Source organism: Allobosea sp. Tri-44 (genome assembly GCF_004123845.1).
Lineage (GTDB): Bacteria > Pseudomonadota > Alphaproteobacteria > Rhizobiales > Beijerinckiaceae > Allobosea.
Window position 1 is genome coordinate 1 of sequence record NZ_NBDP01000036.1, and the last position, 19,669, is coordinate 19,669.

General features: G+C 64.2%; 21 protein-coding genes and 1 tRNA gene. 15 read left to right on the forward strand and 7 right to left on the reverse strand.

All coding sequences use genetic code 11. The annotated features are described in order from the left end of the window. Positions 1 to 263: 263 nt before the first annotated feature. Together argE and apaG are read right to left on the reverse strand one after the other, a co-directional pair. On the reverse strand, positions 264 to 1,394 hold the full coding sequence (gene argE / locus B6S44_RS21365; RefSeq protein ID WP_129159087.1) for an acetylornithine deacetylase: 1,131 nt from the start codon (positions 1,392 to 1,394) through the stop codon (positions 264 to 266). A gap of 41 nt (positions 1,395 to 1,435) precedes the next feature. Beyond that, the gene (apaG, locus tag B6S44_RS21370) at positions 1,436 to 1,828 is read right to left on the reverse strand and encodes a Co2+/Mg2+ efflux protein ApaG (protein WP_129158915.1); all 393 of its coding nucleotides are present in this window, start codon (positions 1,826 to 1,828) and stop codon (positions 1,436 to 1,438) included. A gap of 229 nt (positions 1,829 to 2,057) precedes the next feature. Between apaG and B6S44_RS21375 the strand changes: the two genes are divergently transcribed. From B6S44_RS21375 to B6S44_RS21405, 9 genes are all read left to right on the forward strand, one after another. Next, a complete protein-coding gene (locus B6S44_RS21375; protein WP_282568198.1) occupies positions 2,058 to 3,221 on the forward strand; it encodes a 2'-deoxycytidine 5'-triphosphate deaminase in 1,164 nt (387 codons plus the stop codon). 263 nt (positions 3,222 to 3,484) lie between these two features. After that, the gene (locus tag B6S44_RS21380) at positions 3,485 to 3,790 is read left to right on the forward strand and encodes a hypothetical protein (RefSeq protein WP_057189429.1); all 306 of its coding nucleotides are present in this window, start codon (positions 3,485 to 3,487) and stop codon (positions 3,788 to 3,790) included. A gap of 128 nt (positions 3,791 to 3,918) precedes the next feature. After that, a tRNA-Gly gene (locus B6S44_RS21385) sits at positions 3,919 to 3,993 on the forward strand. A gap of 479 nt (positions 3,994 to 4,472) precedes the next feature. After that, complete coding sequence (locus B6S44_RS21390) at positions 4,473 to 4,664, forward strand: phage head completion protein (protein WP_129158916.1); 192 nt, start codon at positions 4,473 to 4,475, stop codon at positions 4,662 to 4,664. A gap of 275 nt (positions 4,665 to 4,939) precedes the next feature. Beyond that, on the forward strand, positions 4,940 to 5,743 hold the full coding sequence (locus B6S44_RS21395) for a hypothetical protein (protein ID WP_129158917.1): 804 nt from the start codon (positions 4,940 to 4,942) through the stop codon (positions 5,741 to 5,743). A 6-nt stretch (positions 5,744 to 5,749) separates the two neighbouring features. Further along, positions 5,750 to 6,820, forward strand: coding sequence for a M48 family metalloprotease (locus B6S44_RS21400; protein WP_129158918.1), 1,071 nt, complete (start codon positions 5,750 to 5,752; stop codon positions 6,818 to 6,820). A gap of 243 nt (positions 6,821 to 7,063) precedes the next feature. Further along, the gene (locus B6S44_RS29450; RefSeq protein ID WP_164985911.1) at positions 7,064 to 7,216 is read left to right on the forward strand and encodes a gp17 family tail completion protein; all 153 of its coding nucleotides are present in this window, start codon (positions 7,064 to 7,066) and stop codon (positions 7,214 to 7,216) included. Positions 7,217 to 7,322: 106 nt separating this feature from the next. Further along, the gene (locus B6S44_RS29455; RefSeq protein WP_164985912.1) at positions 7,323 to 7,499 is read left to right on the forward strand and encodes a hypothetical protein; all 177 of its coding nucleotides are present in this window, start codon (positions 7,323 to 7,325) and stop codon (positions 7,497 to 7,499) included. 24 nt (positions 7,500 to 7,523) lie between these two features. After that, positions 7,524 to 8,126, forward strand: a complete 603-nt coding sequence (locus B6S44_RS21405) for an SCO family protein (protein ID WP_129158919.1) — start codon at positions 7,524 to 7,526, stop codon at positions 8,124 to 8,126. Between the two features lie 12 nt (positions 8,127 to 8,138). Here the strand turns inward: B6S44_RS21405 and B6S44_RS21410 are convergent, their stop codons facing one another. Then, positions 8,139 to 10,058 carry a glycosyltransferase gene (locus B6S44_RS21410; protein ID WP_164985913.1) on the reverse strand — a complete coding sequence of 640 codons (1,920 nt, stop codon included), beginning with the start codon at positions 10,056 to 10,058 and terminating at the stop codon, positions 8,139 to 8,141. 550 nt (positions 10,059 to 10,608) lie between these two features. Here B6S44_RS21410 and B6S44_RS21415 point away from each other — a divergent pair. The 5 genes from B6S44_RS21415 (at position 10,609) to B6S44_RS21435 (ending at position 14,298) form a co-directional block, all read left to right on the forward strand. After that, positions 10,609 to 11,598, forward strand: a complete 990-nt coding sequence (locus tag B6S44_RS21415; protein WP_206735214.1) for an ABC transporter substrate-binding protein — start codon at positions 10,609 to 10,611, stop codon at positions 11,596 to 11,598. Next, complete coding sequence (locus tag B6S44_RS21420; protein ID WP_129158921.1) at positions 11,595 to 12,437, forward strand: ABC transporter ATP-binding protein; 843 nt, start codon at positions 11,595 to 11,597, stop codon at positions 12,435 to 12,437. Before B6S44_RS21415 ends, B6S44_RS21420 begins: the two co-directional genes overlap by 4 nt. A 3-nt stretch (positions 12,438 to 12,440) precedes the next feature. Further along, positions 12,441 to 13,187, forward strand: a complete 747-nt coding sequence (locus B6S44_RS21425; RefSeq protein WP_129158922.1) for an ABC transporter permease — start codon at positions 12,441 to 12,443, stop codon at positions 13,185 to 13,187. Positions 13,188 to 13,191: 4 nt separating this feature from the next. Then, the gene (locus B6S44_RS21430) at positions 13,192 to 13,935 is read left to right on the forward strand and encodes an ABC transporter permease (RefSeq protein WP_206735215.1); all 744 of its coding nucleotides are present in this window, start codon (positions 13,192 to 13,194) and stop codon (positions 13,933 to 13,935) included. A gap of 96 nt (positions 13,936 to 14,031) precedes the next feature. Next, complete coding sequence (locus B6S44_RS21435; RefSeq protein WP_129158924.1) at positions 14,032 to 14,298, forward strand: hypothetical protein; 267 nt, start codon at positions 14,032 to 14,034, stop codon at positions 14,296 to 14,298. 304 nt (positions 14,299 to 14,602) lie between these two features. Here the strand turns inward: B6S44_RS21435 and B6S44_RS21440 are convergent, their stop codons facing one another. Then, the gene (locus B6S44_RS21440) at positions 14,603 to 15,622 is read right to left on the reverse strand and encodes a glycosyltransferase family 2 protein (protein ID WP_129158925.1); all 1,020 of its coding nucleotides are present in this window, start codon (positions 15,620 to 15,622) and stop codon (positions 14,603 to 14,605) included. A gap of 137 nt (positions 15,623 to 15,759) precedes the next feature. Here B6S44_RS21440 and B6S44_RS21445 point away from each other — a divergent pair, with 137 nt between their 5' ends. Further along, the gene (locus B6S44_RS21445) at positions 15,760 to 16,932 is read left to right on the forward strand and encodes a glycosyltransferase (protein ID WP_129158926.1); all 1,173 of its coding nucleotides are present in this window, start codon (positions 15,760 to 15,762) and stop codon (positions 16,930 to 16,932) included. A gap of 18 nt (positions 16,933 to 16,950) precedes the next feature. Here the strand turns inward: B6S44_RS21445 and B6S44_RS21450 are convergent, their stop codons facing one another. The 3 genes from B6S44_RS21450 to B6S44_RS21455 form a co-directional block, all read right to left on the reverse strand. After that, positions 16,951 to 18,420: a mannose-1-phosphate guanylyltransferase/mannose-6-phosphate isomerase gene (locus B6S44_RS21450; protein ID WP_349236382.1), complete on the reverse strand. Its 1,470-nt coding sequence runs from the start codon at positions 18,418 to 18,420 to the stop codon at positions 16,951 to 16,953. After that, positions 18,417 to 19,181, reverse strand: coding sequence for a hypothetical protein (locus tag B6S44_RS29935; protein WP_248309694.1), 765 nt, complete (start codon positions 19,179 to 19,181; stop codon positions 18,417 to 18,419). The genes B6S44_RS21450 and B6S44_RS29935 overlap by 4 nt, the downstream gene beginning before the upstream one ends. Before the next feature lie 110 nt (positions 19,182 to 19,291). Further along, positions 19,292 to 19,522 (reverse strand): hypothetical protein, encoded by a 231-nt coding sequence (locus B6S44_RS21455; RefSeq protein WP_129158928.1) that lies wholly within the window; start codon positions 19,520 to 19,522, stop codon positions 19,292 to 19,294. Positions 19,523 to 19,669: the final 147 nt, after the last annotated feature.

Consider the following 19,669-nt stretch of genomic DNA (forward strand, 5'->3'; position numbering starts at 1 on the left):
GGGTCGATGGATCGGCAGGCGAAGACCCTGGCTCACCCACGGGCTTGCTGTCCCTGAGGGTCGTCGGTCTTCCGCCTGCCACCGCACCCGCCAGTGTAGCAGATGAGGCAAAATCAGAGTTACAAGGTGTTCGGACTGCAAACGTTGGCTTGAACCGCCACCGCGCGGTCGGGCCTCGCGGAACTGGTCAAACGGCCTAGACCTCACCCTGCCCTCTCCTTACAGGAGAGGGTTCCCCGCGCTCTTTTCGGTGAAGGTGCGATCTACGCCCGGCACTCCTCCAGCAGCCGCCGCATGAACGCCTCACCCGCAGCGAACTGCTCCAGCGTGATGTACTCGTCCGGCTGGTGCGCCTGGTCGATCGAGCCCGGGCCGCAGACGATGGTCGGCAGTCCCGCGCGCTGGAAATGCCCGGCCTCGGTCGCGTAGGCGACGGCTATCGTGCTGTTGCGCCCAGCGAGACGCATCACCAGCGTCTCGGCCTCGGAGCCGGGATCGGGCGCGAGGCCCGGCACGTCCGAGCTCATCACCGTCTCGATCGCCGCCGATGGCGCGGTCCTGCGCATGCGCGCCAGCACCTCCTGCGACAGCGCTGTGAAGCGAGCCGGCACCGCCTCGGGGTCCGAGCCCGGCAGCGTGCGCACCTCCCAGGCGAGATCGCAGCGATCGGCCAGGATGTTGCGGGCGATGCCGCCATGGAACTTGCCGATATGGACGGTGTCGTAGGGCGGATCGAAACGACCGCTCTCGTCGAGGCGGCCTTCATGCTCATCGGCTATGGCGACGAGGCCGGCGGCGAGCCGCGTCCCGGCATGGACGGCGCTGGCGCCGAGATGCGGCTTCGAGGAGTGCGCCGCAAAGCCGGTGATCGTGGTGAAGAAGGTGCGGATGCCCTTATGCGCGTCGGCGAGTTCGAGCGAGGTCGGCTCGCCGACGATGACGGCGCGCGGTCGCGGCAGGCTCTTGCCCATCGCAGCAATGCCATCGACCACGCCGAGGCAGGTCACCTCCTCGTCATAGGAGAAGAACAGGTGGATCGGCGTCCTGAGGTCTGCCGCGAGGAAATCCGGCACCAGCGCCAGCGCCAGCGCGACGAAGCCCTTCATGTCGACCGAACCGCGACCATAGGCGCGGCCGTTCTCGACATGCAGCGTGAACGGATCGCGCGACCAGGCCTGACCCTCGACCGGCACGACATCGGTATGGCCGGAAAGGACGATGCCACCCTTGTCCTGCGGGCCGATCGTCGCGAAGAGCGCGGCCTTGTCGCCGGTCTCGTTCGGAAAACGTGCCGACGGCACGCCCCAGCCCGTGAGGTAGTCCTCGACGAAGGCGATCAGCTCGAGATTGGATTTGTGGCTCACCGTGTCGAAGGCGACGAGGCGGGCGAGCATGTCGAGCGGCTGATAGCGCTGCCCGGTCGGGGTCGTGGTGTTCAATGCAGGACCTTCTTCACATAGGGCGAGTCGAGCGGAAAGAGCGGGACCTCGACATCGAAGATCACGCCGTCCTCGCCGAGCATGGCGTAGAAGCCGCGCATGCTGCCGTCCGGAGTCATCAGCGGGCAGCCCGAGGTATAGCTGAAGCGTTCGCCCGGTTGCAGCACCGGCTGCTGGCCGATCACGCCATCGCCGCGGACCTCGTGCACTTCGCCGCGGCCGTCGGTGATGAACCAGTGGCGCGTCATCAACTGGACGGTACGCGGCGAGCGGTTCTCGATCTCGATCGTGTAGGCCCAGAAATAGCGGCTCTGGTCGGGCGTGGACTCAGCGTCCATGAACTTGGGCGATGCGGTGACGCGCACGCCATGCGTTTCGGCCTGGTACATGATCGCGGTTCCGTGCCGGCGCGACGGGGGAGGCCTTGTTATGACTCGGCGCGGCGCAGCGTCAATGCCGCCCAGCGGTTGTAGTTGCGCGCCAGTCCAGGGGGCGAGCGGGCATGTGGACAACCCGCTGCCGGACTCGCCAGCAGCGTGCCGCCGCGGCAAGAAGGACGATCAATCTCGCGGCGGACTTCGCTTTGCGCCGCATTGTACAAGGTGGTCTGATAGCGCCATGGCGACATCGCCCGACATGCTGGCCGAGATCGCGACCGCGCCGGCTTCGCTCGCCGGACCATCCGGCGTGCTGCCGCGCCAGGACATCCGCAAGCTCGTCCATCGCGGCATGGTCCGCTCGACCTCGGGCGCCTTCGCCGAGAGCCAATACCAACCGGCGAGCCTAGACCTGCGGCTCGGCCACAAGGCTTATCGTGTCCGCGCCAGCTTCCTGCCGGGGCCGAACAAGAGCGTCGCGCAGATGCTTGCCGATCTGACCCAGGACGAGGTCTCGCTCGAGGAGGGCGCGATCCTCGAGAAGAACTGCGTCTATGTCGTCGAGTTGATGGAGTCGCTGCACGAATTGCCGGCGACCATCTCCGCCTTCGCCAACCCGAAGAGCTCGACCGGCCGGCTCGATGTCTTCACCCGCCTGATCGCCGATCGCAGCGAGGCCTTCGACAGTGTCGCCGGCGGCTATTCCGGCAAGCTCTACGCCGAGATCTCGCCGTCGAGCTTCTCGATCAAGGTCCGCAAGGGCAGCCGCCTCAACCAGTTGCGTTTTCGCCGTCGCAGCTCCGGCCAGGAGGAGGCGGAGGGTTTTCGCGTCTCCGATCGCGAGCTGCGCGAGGTCCATCGCCGCACAGCGCTCGTCGATGGGCCGGCCGCGATCCGCAACGGCCTCTTGTTCAGCATCCATCTCGGCGATGCCGAGGGTGAGATCATCGGCTATCAGGCCCAGCGCTTCACCGACGTCATCGATGTCGACCGGATCGCCGCCTACGAGATCGACGATTTCTGGACGCCGATCCCGGCCAAGCGCAAGCGGCTCATCCTCGATCCCCATCAGTTCTACATCCTCGCCTCCAAGGAGCGGCTGCATATCCCGCCGGCCTTCGCCGCCGAGATGGCGCCGATCGACCCTGCCATGGGCGAGTTCCGCGTGCATTATGCCGGCTTCTTCGACCCAGGCTTCGGCGTCGGCACGGACGGCATGCCAGGCAGTCGTGGCGTACTCGAGGTCAGGAGCCACGAAGTGCCTTTCCTCCTCGAGGACGGGCAAGTGGTCGGGCGCCTCGCTTTCGAGCGCATGGCGGCCGAGCCGGACGCCCTCTACGGGGCGATCGGCACCTCGAATTATCAGGGCCAGGCGCTGAAGCTCTCCAAGCATTTCCGCAGCTAGCCCGGCTGCAAGATCCGCTCGCTCTGCGCGGTCGGCTCAAGTCTTCGTTAGCCGCAGATTCCTGTTTTGCCAGCGAATGTTACCCGAGCGGCAACCTTCGAGGCGACATGGTGGCGATTCCGTGTCAGATGGCAGCAAGCGCGGAGGACGCCGCCGGCCCCAGGGCTGCGGCGTGTTCATGCTCGTGTCACCGGCGGGGCGCAGTTGACGGCCTCCCGCTCCAAGGCTTTTCTAGCCAAACGTCTACAGGGAAAGGATTTCTCATGCGCGCCCTCATCATTGCCGGCGTTCTTGCCGCCGGCCTCGCCGGCTGCCAGTCCGTCGAGCAATCGGCGGCCGAGTCCGACCAGGTCTGCATCGATGCCGGCCATCGCCCCGGCACCCGCGCCTTCGAGCGCTGCCGCAGCGAGGTCTTCCAGAGCTTCCGTCGCTCCAACGCCCAGGCCAGCAACGCGGTCGCGGCCGGCGTCGTCGCCGGTGCCGTCGGCGGCGCGGTCATCGCGGCGTCCTCCCGGCGCAGCTACGGCTACTACGGCTACGGCGGCTGTGGCTATTACGGCTGCTGGTAAGGCGTTCCGCGTCTGAACCAAGCCGCGCCGGGCGACAGGGGCCCGGCGCGGTTTTCTGTTCCACGGTCGGAAATCTCGGGTCGGCCGGCTTGCGGCCGGCAGCCCGGCCCGGCTATACGGGCAGGAACGCGGGTGTAGTTCAGTGGTAGAACGTCAGCTTCCCAAGCTGAATGTCGTCGGTTCGATCCCGATCGCCCGCTCCAAATTTCCTTTGAAGCTCAGCTAGTTGTGGCGGCTTACCGCTAGACTCGCATTCCCTATGCCTGTTCAGTGGCTGTTCTCGCCGCTTAGCAGCGCGACTCGCGCCTTGGCGACCGCCCGACTGTTTCCAATGGCACCGCGAGAGGCGTTCGGGCCTGTCATCTCAGTCGATTCCGTACATTACATCGGGCCGGATGGTAGCGAGCAGACGGCCGCAGCCGAGGATTATGCCTTGTACGGGGACGAGGGGGCGCCGCGCGGCGGGGTTGCGTGGCCTTCGGTCGGGTCGGGCCCAGTCCGGTGCGGTGACCTATACGGCTGGGCATGAAGCCGGGCCGGCGCCTGTCACTGCCGCGATGAGACTGATGATCGGCGACCTTTTCGAGAACCGGGCAAACGTCGCACACGGTGCTCGGCCCCCGGTCAACATGAGCGTGACCGTCGAGCGCCTGCTCAGCCTCTACAAGGTTTGGCCGGTCTGATGCTAGCCGCAGGCCAGCGTAGCCATCGCGTGCGCTTCGAACGCCGCGTGCCTGGCGATGACGATGGCTACAGCAATTCGTTGCCGGAGAACTGGACGGTTCAGGTCATGGTCTGGGCCGTGTTCCGGCCGAAGTTCGGGCACGAGCAGCTTGAGGCCGGCCGGCTGGAGAGCTCGATGCAGGGACGATAACCGAGCTGCGTTCGGCTGGCATGGCGGCGATCGGGGCTGATAGCCGGGTAGTCTTCGTGCGCGGTCCATACAAGGACAAAGCCTGCCAAATCCGGTCGATCATCCGGACGCCGGACAATGCAGAGATCGAGATGCTGATCGAGGAAGGGGTAGCTCTATAACCATTTCGCCTTACTTTTCGTAATATATCACCATTTTGAAGTATCAATCTAGACTCTGATGCAACCGCAGATATAAGATTTGTAAATCGAAAGCCAAAACATCCGGTGATTGTCATGCTGATCCGCGTTTCGTTGGCATTTTTCCTCATGATTCAAGTGCATGCCGCAACGGCAAGTCCGCTCGAAGAGGAAAGTGAGCAGCTGCAAACCGAACGACTTTCATCTTCAGAGGCCCGCGAAGCTTTGAACCTTCCGGTCGTTTCTGAGCTACGAACCGCGACGGTCCTGAGTTTTTCCGATAGTGACGTTCAGTTTTGGGCCAATCGCGCCAAAGCGGCTCATTCTGCTGCGCCTGTGGAGCAAGGTGATCTCGCCAAGACATACGACATCATCATTCAGCTCGGCCACTATCCGCGCAAACAGGGGCGCACCGGAGGGCAAGGAAAGTTCGTCAACGAGCAACAAATGGCCGCGCTTGTCGGCGTCGGACTCTATCGTAAGCTTCAAGAGCTTAAATTCCAGGGCAAGACGATCTCGACATTGCTTGTTAGCGCCGATGATTATACGAAGGGTTTGAAGTCAAAGATATTCCTAAGCCTTCACACCGACGCAAGCGTTACACCTTGTTCCCTTGGGCCAAGCGTTGGATACCAGGGTGACAAGGACGAAAAGGGTATGCACGGGATAGCGTTGGCGCTCGCCATCACCCTGGGCAAGGATGCTGAGCGCTTTATGCGCGACAGCTATACGCGCGCCCTGCAGGAATATTATGCCTACCGGCGGTTCAACGTATCCCTATTCAAGGGGGTGCTGGAGATGTCAGAGCTTACCTGCCCTGACGATGAGAAGAATTTGCTCCTGAAAGCCTCGCAGCTTTCGACGAATATCGCCTACGCGGTCCAATGGGCCTTGAGGTGAAATCCAATGAAATACGCCCTACTTATCGCCGCGGGAGTATTGGCGGTCCCACAGAGCGCACCCGCCCAGACAGCCGTCAAACTGGATAATCCGTGCATCAATGTGTTCCAACCGGATGTCCCATTTCCTTTGGAATTCAAGATCGTGGCATCGCCGTTTGCGTCAGCTGAGTTGCGAGCGCAATCAGAGGAGCTGCAAAAGATTGCCCGGTCGATTCTCGACATTGTCGGGATCACCCGCGACATCAACGTGCATCATACATCCGAAGTGCCGAATGCTTGCGCTACCATCGACGCCCAGCGCCGTCGCGTCGTCTATATCAGCGCTGTCTGGCTTGATGAGTATGTCGACAAGCAGCATTGGAGCAAAATCGGGGTCATTTCACATGAAATCGGTCACCACCTAAACAATCACACGATTGAGGATGAGCTGGGCCACTGGCTTCGCGAGTACGAAGCTGACAAGTTTGCGGGGCGAGTGATCAAACTTCTCGGTGGGTCGGCGGAAGATGCCAAGAAGACTGTTGCGCGGCAGCCAGTGAATGGTTCGTCAACACATCCACCGAGATCACTTCGTATCGCTGCGATATTGGAAGGATACGGCCAGGCATCGGCTACACCAGAAATTCCGTCAGCTTTGAAAACGCGTCCTGAGGCGACTGTCCCGGTTAATCAAATCAGCGTCACGTCTGCCTCTCCCGCTAGGGACGACGCAACAATTGTCCAAAAGCAAAAATTATCTCCAACTGCGAATGCAGTTCGAGGCGATGTTATCGAATCCCAGATCGGTTACCTATTCAGCGAGAGCAAAGACGAGCGCTCGTTTGCATATAGCAATCTTCTCGCGTCTTCGCGATCTGATGTTGCGGCAGTGTCAAAGATGCTCGACTATGCCGGCAGGGAAGCCGACAATGCTCGCGGCGTGATAAATGTCCTCTCATTCCTGAAACTGGCGGATAAAGAGGTGCTGAAGTCGCTGCGGCCAAAGATTGTTGGGCTGCTCGACAACCCCAAAGTCAGCGATAACGGGCCGCAGACCCGCGACGTCATCGAGGATGTCCGTCGATTGCTGAGATGATCCAACGCCTAGCACCTCTAGGCTTGGCACAATACCCAACATGCCTCGCGTAATTTTCGCCCGCGACTTCGACTGCCCGTTCCCAGGTGGCTTCGTCGCCTACAAGCCGGGCAGCCCCAAGCTGATCCTGACCGCCTACGCGAAGCTTGCCCGCGCTGCTGGAGTTCTTGCCGATGGCGAAGGGAGCGAAGGCGCTGCAGCGCCGGTTCGACAAAAATCCCGCTGGAGATCCGGGCGGCGGCCGTGAGCGAGGTGCTGTTGCAGGCGCTCGGTCCACTTCGACCCAAGATCTTAGCCGTCGCCGGCCGCGTCTTCGACCGTGTCCCGGACGATGTCGCCTTCCCCTATATCGAGTGGCACTTCGAGCAGCGAATATCCACGCTACGCCGGCTATGAGACGGTCTCGGGTGGCCTTAATAAGATGGCGGCTGTTCATCGCATGCTTACCCCTGCGGCACGAACGCCGCTTCCGGACGAACCCAGCCGGCGCTAGATTGTCCCGATGAGCGCACCTCAACAGGTCGAGACGCAGGATGCGGCGCCAAGCCCCCGCTTCGGGCTCTGGCTGCTCGGCGGCGGCTTCGGCCTCTTGCTGCTGGCAGGCTTGTTGCTGTGGTGGCGCGAGGGCGATCGTCTGTTCACAGACGGGCTGATCGCCGCGCTCCTCGCCTGCTTCTGAGCGGCGCTTCGTCCGCATTCGAGGATGTCCCCCGTGAACCGCCGCCTGCTCCTGCCTTTGCTGGTCTTCGTGCTGGGCGCCGCCGCGCTCGCCGCCGCCGCCTTCATCACCTTCGCGCCCGGCTCCCGTCAGGGTGGGCAGAGTCTCGCTTCGAGCGTCGGCGGGCCGTTCACCCTGACCACCGCCGAGGGCAGGACGCTGACCGACAAGGATCTGCGCGGCGCGCCCTTCCTGGTCTTCTTCGGCTTCACCCATTGCCCCGACATCTGCCCGACCAAGCTGTTCGAGATTTCGGAGGTGCTGCGGGCGGCCGGAGCCAAGGGCGAAAAGCTCAAGGCGCTCTTCGTCACGGTCGATCCGGAGCGCGACACGGCCGAGACGATGAAGAGCTATCTCGGCTCCTTCGACCCGCGCATCGTCGGGCTGACCGGCGAGCGCGCCGCCATCGACGCGGCGATCAAGGCCTACCGTGCCTATTCCCGCAAGGTGCCGCTGAAAGACGGCGACTACACCATGGACCATACCGCCCTGGTCTATCTGATGGATAAGAACGGCGGCTTCGTCGGCGCTTTTAATATCGAACGCCCGCCAGCAGAGGCGGCGCAGGAATGGCTGCGCCATCTGTAGAGCCGGATCCGATCAGATCGAATCCATCGGATCGGCGAAACGGTCTCCAGGCGTGGCGGGCTGCGCCCGATTGCGATAGCGCGAGGAACGCGCGAGGCCGTGCGCCGTCTTGTGCCAGCCGAAGCGGTCGTGGACATAGTCGTAGAGCGCGAGCCAGCCTGCCAGCGAGGCGAGCAGATAGTAGATCGGCAGGGCCGGAAGCCAGCGCCATAGATCGGCCGCGCCGCGTCGCCAGGCGCCGAGCGCGGGCACGAGGAAAGCTGCACAGATTCCGCTTCCGGCCAGTCCCAGCGCGAGCGCGGAAAGCATGAGTTCCAGTGAACTGCCCGGCGAGAGCAGCGAGCCGTCGAAAACCGCTACCACCGTTGTCGCGATGAACACCGGGTAGAGGAGCGTTCCGATCAGGGTCCCCAGCACCAGCGCCAAAAAGGTCAGGGCGGCAGCAAAGCCGGCCTCGCGCAGGAGGCGGCCCGGCTGCAACAGATGGCTGATCAGAGTCTGCAGGTGGCCCTTGAGCCAGCGCCGGCGCTGCTTCAGCCAGGCGGGTAGAGCATGCGGGGCCTCTTCGAGCGTGCGGCAGGGCAGGTCGGCGATGTAGCCGCCGGCGCGGACAAGGCGAAAGCCGATATCGGCATCCTCCGTGACATTCCAGGGGTCCCAGCCGCCGATCCGTCGCAGCGCTTCGGTCCGGAAATGGTTCGAGGTGCCGCCGAGCATGATCGGCAGGCCGGATTGCAGCAGGCCGGGATTGAGCACGTCGAACAACCCGGCATATTCGAGCGCGAAGCAGCCGCTGAGCCAGCTGTCATCGGGGTTATCGATCACGAGACGGGCCTGCAGGCAGACCAACTCGGCTTCCGAGCGCAGGAAGCGGGCTGCGGCCAGGCGTAGTTGCCGCGGATCGGGAACATCCTCGGCGTCGAAAATCGTGAACAGCTGGCCGCGTGCCTCGGCGAGCGCCAGGTTGAGGGCGCGCGGCTTGGTTTGCGGAAGCCCACGCGGCACGACCACGACCTGCATGAATGGCGCAAGCTCGCGCGCCGCGAGGGTGCGGCGCAGGCTCCAGTCGACCTCCTCGACGAGGATTCGGATGTCGAGCTTGGCGGCGGGATAGTCGATGGCCGACAGTGCCTCGATCAACTGATCGAGCACGGCCTCCTCGCCGAAGATCGGGACGGCGACGGTGTAGACCGGCAATCGGCCGTCGTCGATCTGCCAGCGAGGCTCGTGCCAGAGGTCTGCGGCCGGCTTCTCGATCAGGGCCGCGAGCCGCAGGACCACGGTGGCGAAGAAGAGCGGCCCCAGCGTCAGGGCCGTGCCGATCAGTGTCGCGACCGGTGCGAGCAAGCCGATCGCGGCAAGGAAGCCGACGAGGCCGAAGGCCAGAACCTTCTGGACCCAGCTCATGCCGGTTCTGGCACTGAAGCGCTGAAGCCCCGCCTCGTCCACCCAGGCTGCCTCGCGTGCCAACGTTCCGGCATTGGCGCGCCGCAACTCGGCCGCCAGCGTTGTCGGCGTCAGAACCACGATATCCTGACGAGCATAGGGCTTCGCTGCGAGGAAGTGGCGCAACGCAGGCCCAGGTGGAGGCGCGACCGCAAATCGCACCGGGTTTTCAGGGCGAGCGATCGTCGCGGCCATACCTTCGCGCAGGATTGCCGAAACGTCGCCGCCGGACTGCAAGGGCGGTGGGCGGGATTGGAAACGCAGCCCGAGATCGGCGGCCAGCGCCCGGTAGAACAGCTCTTCGCTGACGAGACCAGATGCGATCACCTGCCGGCTTGGAGAGACGCCGATGCGCTCCGACAGCCGCGCGGCCTCCCGCAGCTGTGCGGGCGGCACGCCGTGATCAGCCAGAAACGCGATCTCAGCGGGCAGGCCGAGCGCGGGCGCCTGGCCTGTATCGGCTTGCGGCCAAGCTTGAGCCCCCATCCCCGTCCCCCAGCCGCGGCTGACGGCTCCTGCAACCGGCGGCAACTTATGGTTGCTTATCGTAACGTCCGAGTCGAGTCGGGAGCGGTCGGATCGGAACGAGGCTTGCCCCTGAAATCCGCAACGGATGGTGAGGGTAACTGGCGGCGGAAAGCGCTCGGCAATTATTTGCATACAAATGAAGTGAGGCTGCCAATCCAGAAGGCGGTGGTCGACAGTCCGCAGGTGTCGCCAATCGGCGTTGGGGCGCCTTGTACTTTATGCTTCGGCGCGGGTGGGCCAACATTTGCTCCAAGCCTTTCATTTTACGCTCAATCTGCGCCGCATGCGGCGATTTGAGCCCGGCCTCACTTCGCAGTTGCGAACGGGTTTGTGCGCGATAGTCTCGCTTCCCTGCTGCCGCCGGCAGTTTGCAAGTCGTCGATCTCAAATCGCTTGACAAGCTTCAGATCCGCTGAGATCGTTGTTTGTATACAAATGAAATTTGGACGCGAACGTCCGGCCAGCTGCAACGATAACGATCGGCGGCGTGCCTCAATGGGAGAGTGACATGACCGCTTGGCTTGGCCTGACTTCGTTCAACCGTCTTGCGGCCATGGCCGCTGCGGCCGTGCTCACTTGGCAGGCGCCAGCGCGCGCCGAGGAGATTTCCGTCACTCAATGGGGCGCGAGCCTCTATGGCGCGCCCTATGCGGTGGCAATGGAGAAGGGTCTGTTCAAGCAGGCCGGCATCGACATCACCGGCATCATCGGCTCGGGCGGCGGCGGCACCACGGTCCGCAACATTCTCGCCAGCGCGACACCTTATGGTGAGGTCGCCGTCTCCGCCGCGCTCGCCGCCAAGGCGCAGGGCCTCGACCTGATCATCGTCAACACCGGCACGCGCAGCGTCGCCGAGGCCTCGATGGTCGTCATGCCGGACTCACCGCTCAAGAGCGTCGAGGATCTCGCCGGCAAGAAGGTCGCGATCACCTCGCCGAAATCGGTCTCCGAGATGCTGCTGCTGATGGTGCTGCGCGAGAAGGGCGTCGATCAGGGCAAGGTCCAGCGTGTCGCGGCCGGCGGCTATGTGCCGGCCCTGACCATGCTCGAGCAGAACGCGGTCGTCGGCTCGGTGCTGATCGAGCCGCTCTCGATCATCCGCAAGGACAAGTACCGGACGCTCTACAAGGCCGGCGACATCCTGAAGCCGATGACCACCTCGGTCGGCATCACCACGCGCAAATTCGCGCAGGAGAATCCCGAGAAGCTCAAGGCGATCATCGCCGGCCGCCGTGCCGGGGTGCTGGCGATCTACAAGGACCCGGCCGAAACCGCCAAGGTCATCGAGAAGCTCTACAAGCTCGAGCCGGCCATCGCAAAGGAAGCGGTCGACAACATGATCCCGCCGAAGATGTGGAGCGAGGGCGAGTTCAGCGTCGCCGAGCTCAACCTCATGGTCGAGGGTCTCAAGCTGATCGGCGAGGTCAAGGCCGATGTCGACTGGTCGACTGTCCTCGACAAGTCCTATCTGCCGGCCGACCTGCAGGCGAAGCAATGAGCGCGGCATCGGGGGCCAAGATCGTGCCGCTCGCGCCCCATAACGCCATCGGTGAAGTCCATGCCAGGCTGCGTGGCGTCACCCGGGTCTTCGAACTGCCGAAGTCGACCCTGCATGCTCTCGGCCCGGTCGATCTCGACCTGGCCAAGGGCGAGTTCTTCTCGGTGGTCGGCCCGTCCGGCTGCGGCAAGTCGACCCTGCTCGACATCCTCGCCGGCCTGAGCGAGCCGCAAGCCGGAACGGCCGAGTTCGAGGGCAAGCCGATCAGGGGCGTGCCCGATGGTGTCGGCGTCGTCTTCCAGGAGGACGCGTCGTTCCCCTGGCTCAGCGTCCGCGACAATGTCGCCTTCGGGTTGCGGCGCGCCGGCATGGATCCGGCCGAGATCACCCGGCGTGTCGACTATGCCGTCGGTTTCATGGGGCTGAAGGACTTCGCCGGCTCCTACCCGGCGCAGCTCTCCGGCGGCATGCGCCAGCGCGTCTGTATCGCCCGAACGCTGGTCCTGCAGCCGCGCTTGATCCTGCTCGACGAGCCCTTCGGCGCGCTCGATCAGCAGACCCGCCTGCTGATGGGCGATGAATTGCTGCGGCTCTGGCGCGAGACCTCCGCCACCGTGCTGCTCATCACCCACGCGCTTGACGAGGCGGCGATGCTGTCGGATCGCGTCGGCGTGATGTCGACAAGGCCCGGCACCTTCATCGACTTCGTCGAGACCGGCTGGGAACGGGATCGCGACAGTCGCGTCGTCTCGACGCCGCATTTCGGCGACATCACCGCCCGGCTCTGGGAAAAGCTGCGCATCGAGGCGCTGAAGATCATGTCGGCCGGAAGGGCCTGAGTCATGTCCGAGAAATGGCTGCGCGTTGCGGTCGTCACCGCGATGATCCTGCTGGTCGAGGCGCTCTGCCGCGTCGGCATCATCCCGCGCATGGTGATGATCGCCCCGTCCGATATGGTGGTCGAGCTCGGCAAGATCCTCGCCTCCGGGCAGTTCTCGGCCGATATCCAGATCACCTTCACCAATATCGCGATCTCGACCGTGCTGTCGGTGCTGCTCGGCTTCGCCGCCGGCGTGATCATCTACTCGCTGCCGAGCCTGCGCGACGCGATCGAGCCGCTGCTGGCGAGCTACTATGCCGTCCCGACCTTCGTCTTCTACCCGATCTTCATCACGCTCTTCGGAGTTGGCTCGGCTTCGATCATCGCGATCGCCGTGCTGCTCGCCATCGTCTCGATGATCACCGCGACGCTGAACGGGCTCGACCGCATCCCGCGTGTGCTGCGCAAGACCGGCCAGATCTACCGGATGTCGCGGGTGAAGACCGCGCTGCTGATCGAGTTGCCGGCGGCGATGCCCTACCTTTTCACCGGGGTGAAGCTCTCGGTCGCCTACTCCTTCATCGGTGTCATCGCCTCGGAGTTCATCCTGTCGGGCGCCGGCGTCGGCTACGCGATCGCCTATGCCTACAACCTGTTCGAGAACGGGCACATGTACGCGCTGATGCTGCTCGTCCTCATCGTCGTCACCATCGTCAACACCCTCCTCAACATTGTCGATCGGCGCCTCCAGGCGCGCCGGCAGCGGTGATGCCATGACAGCTCTCATGCCACGGTCAGCCGGTACGCTCCTCGTCCTCCTGGCCCTCATCGTCCTCTGGCAGGGCCTGCACCTGCTGGTCGGCGCCTCCTCGCTGGCCTCCCCGGTGCAGACGGTCGCGAAGCTCGCCGCCCTGCTCGCGACCGGCGAGTTCTGGCTCAACGTCTCCGAGACGATGCGCGCCTTCGTCGCCGCCTTCGCGATCTCGCTCGCCGGTGGCATCACGCTCGGCATCGTGCTCGGTGTCCGCAAGCTCGCCGGCAATGTCGCCGAGCCGATCCTGACGACGCTCTACTCGATCCCCAAGGTCGTGCTCTACCCGCTGGTGCTGCTCTGCTTCGGCCTCGGCATCTCCGCCAAGATCGCTTTCGGCGTGATGCACGGGCTGATCCCGATCACGCTGTTCTCGATGAACGCCATCCGCCAGATGAAGCCGGTCTATCGCCGGACCTCGCAGGTGATGCGGCTCTCGCCCTCGCAGAACGCCTTCACCGTGATCATGCCGGCGATCCTGCCCGAGATCATCTCCGGCGTCCGGCTCGGCTTCTCGCTGACATTGCTCGGCGTGCTGATCGGCGAGATGTTCGCCTCGCAGCGTGGCCTCGGCTTCATGCTGACGAGCGCGATCAATATCGGCCAGATCGATACGATCATGGCGATCGCCCTGCTGCTGACCGTCTTTGCTGTCACCTGCAACACCCTGATGATGCGCTTCGACCGGCGTCTGACGCACCGCTAAAGCGCCTTCCGGCGGCTTGCGTCGGCCGTTCCAGTCATGCAGGTTGCGGCGGACTCGTCCCGCTCGCCGCGGGCTGCGCCCTGCATTGGAAAAACCATGAACTTCTATCGTTTCGGCGCCGCCGCCGTTCTCGTCGCCCTGCTGGGCGGCTGCGTCTCGCGCGAGGAGCCAGTCGGTGTCTCGGAGCCGGCCCCGGTGCGGACGCGCGTCGTGCGGACGGCACCGCCGCCGGACGGTGGCACGCTCGATCTTGGCCTGCCTCCGGCCCGCGAAGGCGGGCCAGCCTATGTCCGCTCCGGCATCAGCAGCGCGCCGCGGCAAGGCGAACTTTATGGGGCCGGTACGCTGCCGCAGGGCTTCTGAGGCAGGCCTCAGCGGACGGTTCCGGGGGGCTCGAGCGCCGTCCCTTCGTCATGGTCGGGCTCGTCCCGACCATCCACGCCTTCGCTGATCGAGCGCGGTGTCCAAGACGTGGATACTCGCCACAAGGGCGAGCATGACGAAGTTGGGAACGTGACGCGCAATCGATCGATAGAGGCGGTCCGTAAGGCAAGAAGCGGGCACACGCCCTCGCTGCCCCGAGCTGCGCCATCTCGCGACCGTTCTAGCGAACAAGGTCAGCTAGTCCGGTAGCTGGCTTATGATGTCGGTAGATGCTGACCGGAATTCATGCAAGGCCCCCGGTCAGCGCCTTCGCAAGCGCGCGGGCCGACCGCTGCTCGGGGCGGTAGCGGATTTCGATGAGATGGCGAGACATGCTGACGGGTAGAAGGGCGACGAGGATATGAAATAGCGAAAGCACGAGTTTTTTGGGCAGTGAGAAGTACTCTTGAGCGACGGACCCGATCAGCCTGGGAAGCTGAAAATAACGATTGGCCTCTCCGTTGATCGAGGCAAGGATCAGCTTCTTCTCCAGGTAGAAGAATGTTCGTTTGACATCGAGCTGGCGTGATTTCGAATCCTTGGGCATGACCATGTTCAGATGGTCGATCAGGTGTTCGAAGCGCTTCATATGCTGTTCGATCTTGTCAGTGTCGATCGTGCGCCCCACGCCCGACATGTTGCGGCTATGGACACGGTAGAGCCCGAGTTCCACCGGGAGGGATACGACCTCACCGAAGAAGGGGGCGGCGAGAATGATGATCCCGTCAACCGCATCGTCATAGTCGGCGTCGCGCAGCAATTCGCAGAGATCGCGCCTGAACACGTTCCCGGAGGTCGGCGGGCTGATATAGACGCCGGTCCTGCGGACGCGCTCCCGGAGGTCGCCGGGCTGGCGAATCAGCTCGGGTTCAGGGACCGTCGAGCCCAGGGAGGTGCTGCCGCCGTCGACGCGGCTCAGGCAGAATTGCACCTTTGCGATCGACGGTCGCAGATGTGGGACGATCGCATCGAGCGCGCCCGGAGCGAGTTCGTCGTCGGCATCGAGGAACAACACGAACGGCGCCGTCGTCTGGTCGAGACCGAAGGTGCAGGCCCGGCGCTGGCCACTATTCTCGATCCGGTAGGCGGTGACCCCCGTCCGGCTGATCGCCTCCCATGAGGCGTCCGTCGAGCCGTCATCGACGACGACGAGTTCGCAATCGCCGCGGTTCTGCGCGAGTACGCTGCGGATCGCACGCTCGACATATTCGGCGTAGTTGTAGCAGTTGACGATCACCGCGATCTTGAACGTCGAACCGGTCATGCGTCGCTCCACTGAAGCTTCGATCCCGACACCGTTCGTAGTGGCGGCATGGTGCCCGCCACCGGCGCGAAGCACCCCTTGGCGCAGACATTGCAAGAGCCGTACCGCAGAGCAGGCCAGCCGGCGGCCATGGGGCGATGGCGATCGGGAGCGCGATGTCGGGCAGGAAGACCAGGATTCTCTACATCGTGCCGCCGACGCGGTCGTTCGCCGGTATCGAGCGCGTCACCGACTCGATCTGCTCGGCATTGGCCACCAAATATGAGCAGGATCTCGAAGTCTCCGTCCTCTACACCTCGCCCTTCGAACAGATCGTCGGCCAGCCGCGGCCATACGATGTCATTCTGAGCTTCTCCAAGGGACGGTTCGACCTGCTGCGCCGGGTCCGGCGAACGATCGCCAATGGGCAATTCGACCTCGTGGTCGTGCCGCAGGTCGAGTCGACGGCGGTGTTCTGGCTCTGCTGCCTTGGCATCCGGCGCCGCTTCATCCTCTATCTCCACGGAAATCCCAGGCTCGAGCGTCGCTCGTTCAAGGCGAGCCTGCTGTTCGAGGCGATGCGGTTCCTGGTACTGCCGCGACTGGTGCGCGTCTTTGGCACTTCGCCGCGCCAGCTCGAAGCCTTCCTGGACGACTATCCGAGCAGGGTCGAACATGTCTGGGTGCCCAATCCGGTGCGCTCGTTTGACATGCCGGTGCCGGCGCCTGCCGTGGGCACTCCGGTTCGCTTCGTCACGGTCGGCCGCTTCGCTTACCAGAAGGGCTACGACATCCTGCTGCGCGCCTTCGCCGCCTTCTGCGAGAAACGCGAGGGCGCCGAGCTGATCCTCGTCGGCTATGGCGAAGAGGAGCCGACGATCCTTAGCCTGATCGACGAACTCGGCCTCGCCGATAAGGTGACGATCGAACATCATCCCGACAGCCCGGCGATCCCGCTTTCGCGCAGCGACATCTATCTCTCGGGCGCACGCTGGGAAGGCTGGTCGCTCGCCATTTGCGAGGCGCTGCGGTTCGGGCTGCCGGTGGTCGCCTTCGACTGCGAGTTCGGACCGAGCGACATCATTATCGATGAGCGGATCGGCCGTCTCGTCGCGCTGGGGGATATGGCCGGCTTCGTCGCCGCGATGGTGTACTACCACGACCATGCCGTGTCCGAGCGCCGCCACGCGCAGCATCGGGCCGACTACATCGATCGCTTCAGCCTCGACAAGGTCGTGCATGCGCATGCACGAGCCCTGCTCGCGGCCGACGGGCGCGTCGAGCCGCAGCCGCGCGGTGCGATGAACGCCGAACCCGCCGGAGCATCCTGACGAGGCCGCGATTGCCTCTCACACCCGGCGATAGATGTCCTCGTAGCGGACGATGTCGTCCTCGCCGAGATAAGAGCCGGACTGCACCTCGATGATCTCGAGCAGGATTTTGCCAGGGTTGGCCATCCGGTGGACGCAGCCTATCGGCAGATAGATCGACTCGTTCTCGTGCACGAGGATGGTCTCGTCGTCGCGCGTCACCTCCGCGATGCCGCGGACCACGACCCAATGCTCCGCACGATGGTGATGGCTTTGCAGGGACAGCTTCTGGCCTGGATCGACGACGATGCGTTTGACCTGGAAGCGCGCGCCGAGATCGAGCGTCTGATAGTAGCCCCACGGCCGATGGACCCGGCGGGAACTCACCGCAGCCGGATGCCCTTCGGCCTTGAGCCGCTCGAAGGCGCCCTTGACCTCTTCGGCGCGGTCGCGCTTCGTCACCATCACCGCATCGTTCTCGACGATGACGACGGCATCCTCGATGCCGACCAGCACGGTGAGCGGGCCGCTGCTCTGGACATAGCAGTTGCGGCTGTCGACGAATTCGACATTCTCGCCGCCGGCATTGCCGGCCTCGTCTCGCGCCGAAGCCTCCCAGACGCTCGACCAGCTGCCGACATCCGACCAACCGAAAGAGGCAGGCACGACGCTGGCAAGCTCGGTTCGCTCCATCATGGCGTAGTCGATCGACTTGCGCGGCGCGGCGCCGAAGCGCTCGGCGTCGAGACGATGGAAGCCGATATCCTCGCGCGCCTCCGCCACCGCTGCTGTCGCCGCACTCGCCATTGCCGGCTCGTGCTTGGAGAGCTCGGTCATGAAGCTGTCGGCGCGGAACAGGAACATGCCGCTGTTCCAGAGATAACCCTCGTCGAGATAGCCCGCCGCCGTCGCCGCATCAGGCTTCTCGACGAAGCTCAGCACCTTGCGGGCTCCTTCGCTGCCCGGTTCCGGCCGGATGTAGCCATAGCCCGTCGCGGGCCTGTCCGGGACGATGCCGAACGTCACGAGCCGGCCCTGGGTGGCAGCCGCCGCTGCGGTCTCGACCGCGGCGCGGAACGCCGTGAGGTCGCCGATCAAATGGTCGGAGGCGAGCACGAGCACGAGCGCTTGCGGATCGCGCTTCTGGACGAAACTTATGGCGGCGGCGATCGCCGGCCCGGAATCGCGGCGGGCCGGCTCGAGCAGGATCTCGCCGGTCATCCCGACCTGCTTCATCTGGCTCAGCACCAGGAAGCGGAAATCGTCATGGGTGACGATCACCGGGGCGCGAAACAGCGGATCCCGGATCCGGCCTAGCGTCTGCTGGAACATCGATTCCTCGCCGAGCAGCGAGATGAACTGTTTCGGAAAGGCTTCCCGCGAGGCGGGCCAGAGCCGCGATCCTGCTCCACCACAAAGCACGATGGGCACAATCGTACCGGCGATATTCACGACGGTGGAGGGTACAGCGGCGACTGCCGATGCCTGCGTAAGGGGATCAAGCTTCACGAGACCCTCACAGATTGTTTGAGCCGCTCCAGACCGGAGACGAGCAGCAGGCCGAGGCTGACCCCGACGGCCTTGACCAGGACGTCGTGCAAGGTGCCGTGGCGTGTCGGTGCCCATGCTTGGGCGAACTCAAGCGAGACGACCGCGGCAAGACCGATGGTGAAGATCGCAATCCGCTGCCGGGGATAGCCGAGTGCGAACGCAGCCGCGGCGGCCAGGAAGGCAAGACTGCGCTCGACATCTGGCATCAGCCACGCCACCGATGGCCGCTGCTCGACGCCAGACAGCGTCGCGTAGACGATGACGATCAGGAGCATCCAGGCAGAGAAGCGGGAGAGACGCCTGATCACCGCTATCCGCGCCCGCACCACGCGTAGAAACCGTGTCAACAATCCGTCCGACCCTGCCCACTGGCGCAACGCACCGCCGACGCCCGTATCCTCGATCTCGTCGCGCCAGGCGGTGAGCATCGACCTTTGCGTCCGCAATTGCTCGAGCCGGCGGAAGGCCGCCATCATCTGTGCCTCTGCCTCGACCAGGTTGGCCTCGTCGGCCGGCTCACGGTCAAAATAGATTCCGTCCTCATTGCCCATCAGCGCTGCCGCGCGGGTACGGGCCTCGTCGAGCCGGCCAGATAGGCCGGTGCATTCGCGTTCAATCCCGGCAAGGGCCTGCCCGAGTTGCCGGTACAGCGGTCCGAGCCTGTCGAGATCCGTCTGGCGGTCTCGATGCGAGCTACGAAACCGCGCCGGAAGCATCATTGCCCCGTCTCCCATCGCAATGGCGGGCGGCGGTCCGAAGCGCGATTGCGCGAACCACCCTTGCGGGGATGATCAGCAATTCATGTGCCAGAAGTCGGTCGCGCAGCCGGTCAGCGCGGCGGGCGGTGCCCGAGGATATCGAGGACGCCGCGTGGCCGTTGCTCGTCGCTCGTCGCGACCCGAGACCTGAGGGCGGTCAAAACGACAGCCAAAACAGCGACGATCGCGCTGGCGACAACAGCGGTGGCGATCAACGCCACCAGCAAGCCGTGGGACCACATCAGCCAGAGGGTCAGTGCACCGCTGGCGAAGGCAGCCAGGAAAAAGACGATCAGCATCACTCGTGCTTTCGCGGCTCGCTATCGGCCAGTGACTATAGCTTCGCTCGGCGGCCCGAGAAAGGCTTCAGGGGCACAGGGATATCCACGAGCCTGAGCCCTCATGGTTAAGGGCGCGCTAACGGCCCCGCGCCGAACTGGCAACGGATT

Excerpts from the sequence above, each read along its gene's own strand:
- B6S44_RS21380 (WP_057189429.1), top strand. The coding sequence starts at position 3,485 with ATGCGCGCCCTCATCATTGCCGGCGTTCTTGCCGCCGGCCTCGCCGGC.
- B6S44_RS21430 (WP_206735215.1), top strand. The coding sequence starts at position 13,192 with ATGACAGCTCTCATGCCACGGTCAGCCGGTACGCTCCTCGTCCTCCTG.
- apaG (WP_129158915.1), bottom strand. The coding sequence starts at position 1,828 with ATGTACCAGGCCGAAACGCATGGCGTGCGCGTCACCGCATCGCCCAAG.
- argE (WP_129159087.1), bottom strand. The coding sequence starts at position 1,394 with ATGCTCGCCCGCCTCGTCGCCTTCGACACGGTGAGCCACAAATCCAAT.
- B6S44_RS21405 (WP_129158919.1), top strand. The coding sequence starts at position 7,524 with ATGTCCCCCGTGAACCGCCGCCTGCTCCTGCCTTTGCTGGTCTTCGTG.
- B6S44_RS21445 (WP_129158926.1), top strand. The coding sequence starts at position 15,760 with ATGGCGATCGGGAGCGCGATGTCGGGCAGGAAGACCAGGATTCTCTAC.
- B6S44_RS21420 (WP_129158921.1), top strand. The coding sequence starts at position 11,595 with ATGAGCGCGGCATCGGGGGCCAAGATCGTGCCGCTCGCGCCCCATAAC.
- B6S44_RS21390 (WP_129158916.1), top strand. The coding sequence starts at position 4,473 with ATGCTAGCCGCAGGCCAGCGTAGCCATCGCGTGCGCTTCGAACGCCGC.
- B6S44_RS29455 (WP_164985912.1), top strand. The coding sequence starts at position 7,323 with ATGAGCGCACCTCAACAGGTCGAGACGCAGGATGCGGCGCCAAGCCCC.
- B6S44_RS21435 (WP_129158924.1), top strand. The coding sequence starts at position 14,032 with ATGAACTTCTATCGTTTCGGCGCCGCCGCCGTTCTCGTCGCCCTGCTG.
- B6S44_RS21425 (WP_129158922.1), top strand. The coding sequence starts at position 12,441 with ATGTCCGAGAAATGGCTGCGCGTTGCGGTCGTCACCGCGATGATCCTG.
- B6S44_RS21395 (WP_129158917.1), top strand. The coding sequence starts at position 4,940 with ATGCTGATCCGCGTTTCGTTGGCATTTTTCCTCATGATTCAAGTGCAT.
- B6S44_RS29935 (WP_248309694.1), bottom strand. The coding sequence starts at position 19,181 with ATGATGCTTCCGGCGCGGTTTCGTAGCTCGCATCGAGACCGCCAGACG.
- B6S44_RS21410 (WP_164985913.1), bottom strand. The coding sequence starts at position 10,058 with ATGGGGGCTCAAGCTTGGCCGCAAGCCGATACAGGCCAGGCGCCCGCG.
- B6S44_RS21400 (WP_129158918.1), top strand. The coding sequence starts at position 5,750 with ATGAAATACGCCCTACTTATCGCCGCGGGAGTATTGGCGGTCCCACAG.
- B6S44_RS21440 (WP_129158925.1), bottom strand. The coding sequence starts at position 15,622 with ATGACCGGTTCGACGTTCAAGATCGCGGTGATCGTCAACTGCTACAAC.
- B6S44_RS21375 (WP_282568198.1), top strand. The coding sequence starts at position 2,058 with ATGGCGACATCGCCCGACATGCTGGCCGAGATCGCGACCGCGCCGGCT.
- B6S44_RS21415 (WP_206735214.1), top strand. The coding sequence starts at position 10,609 with ATGACCGCTTGGCTTGGCCTGACTTCGTTCAACCGTCTTGCGGCCATG.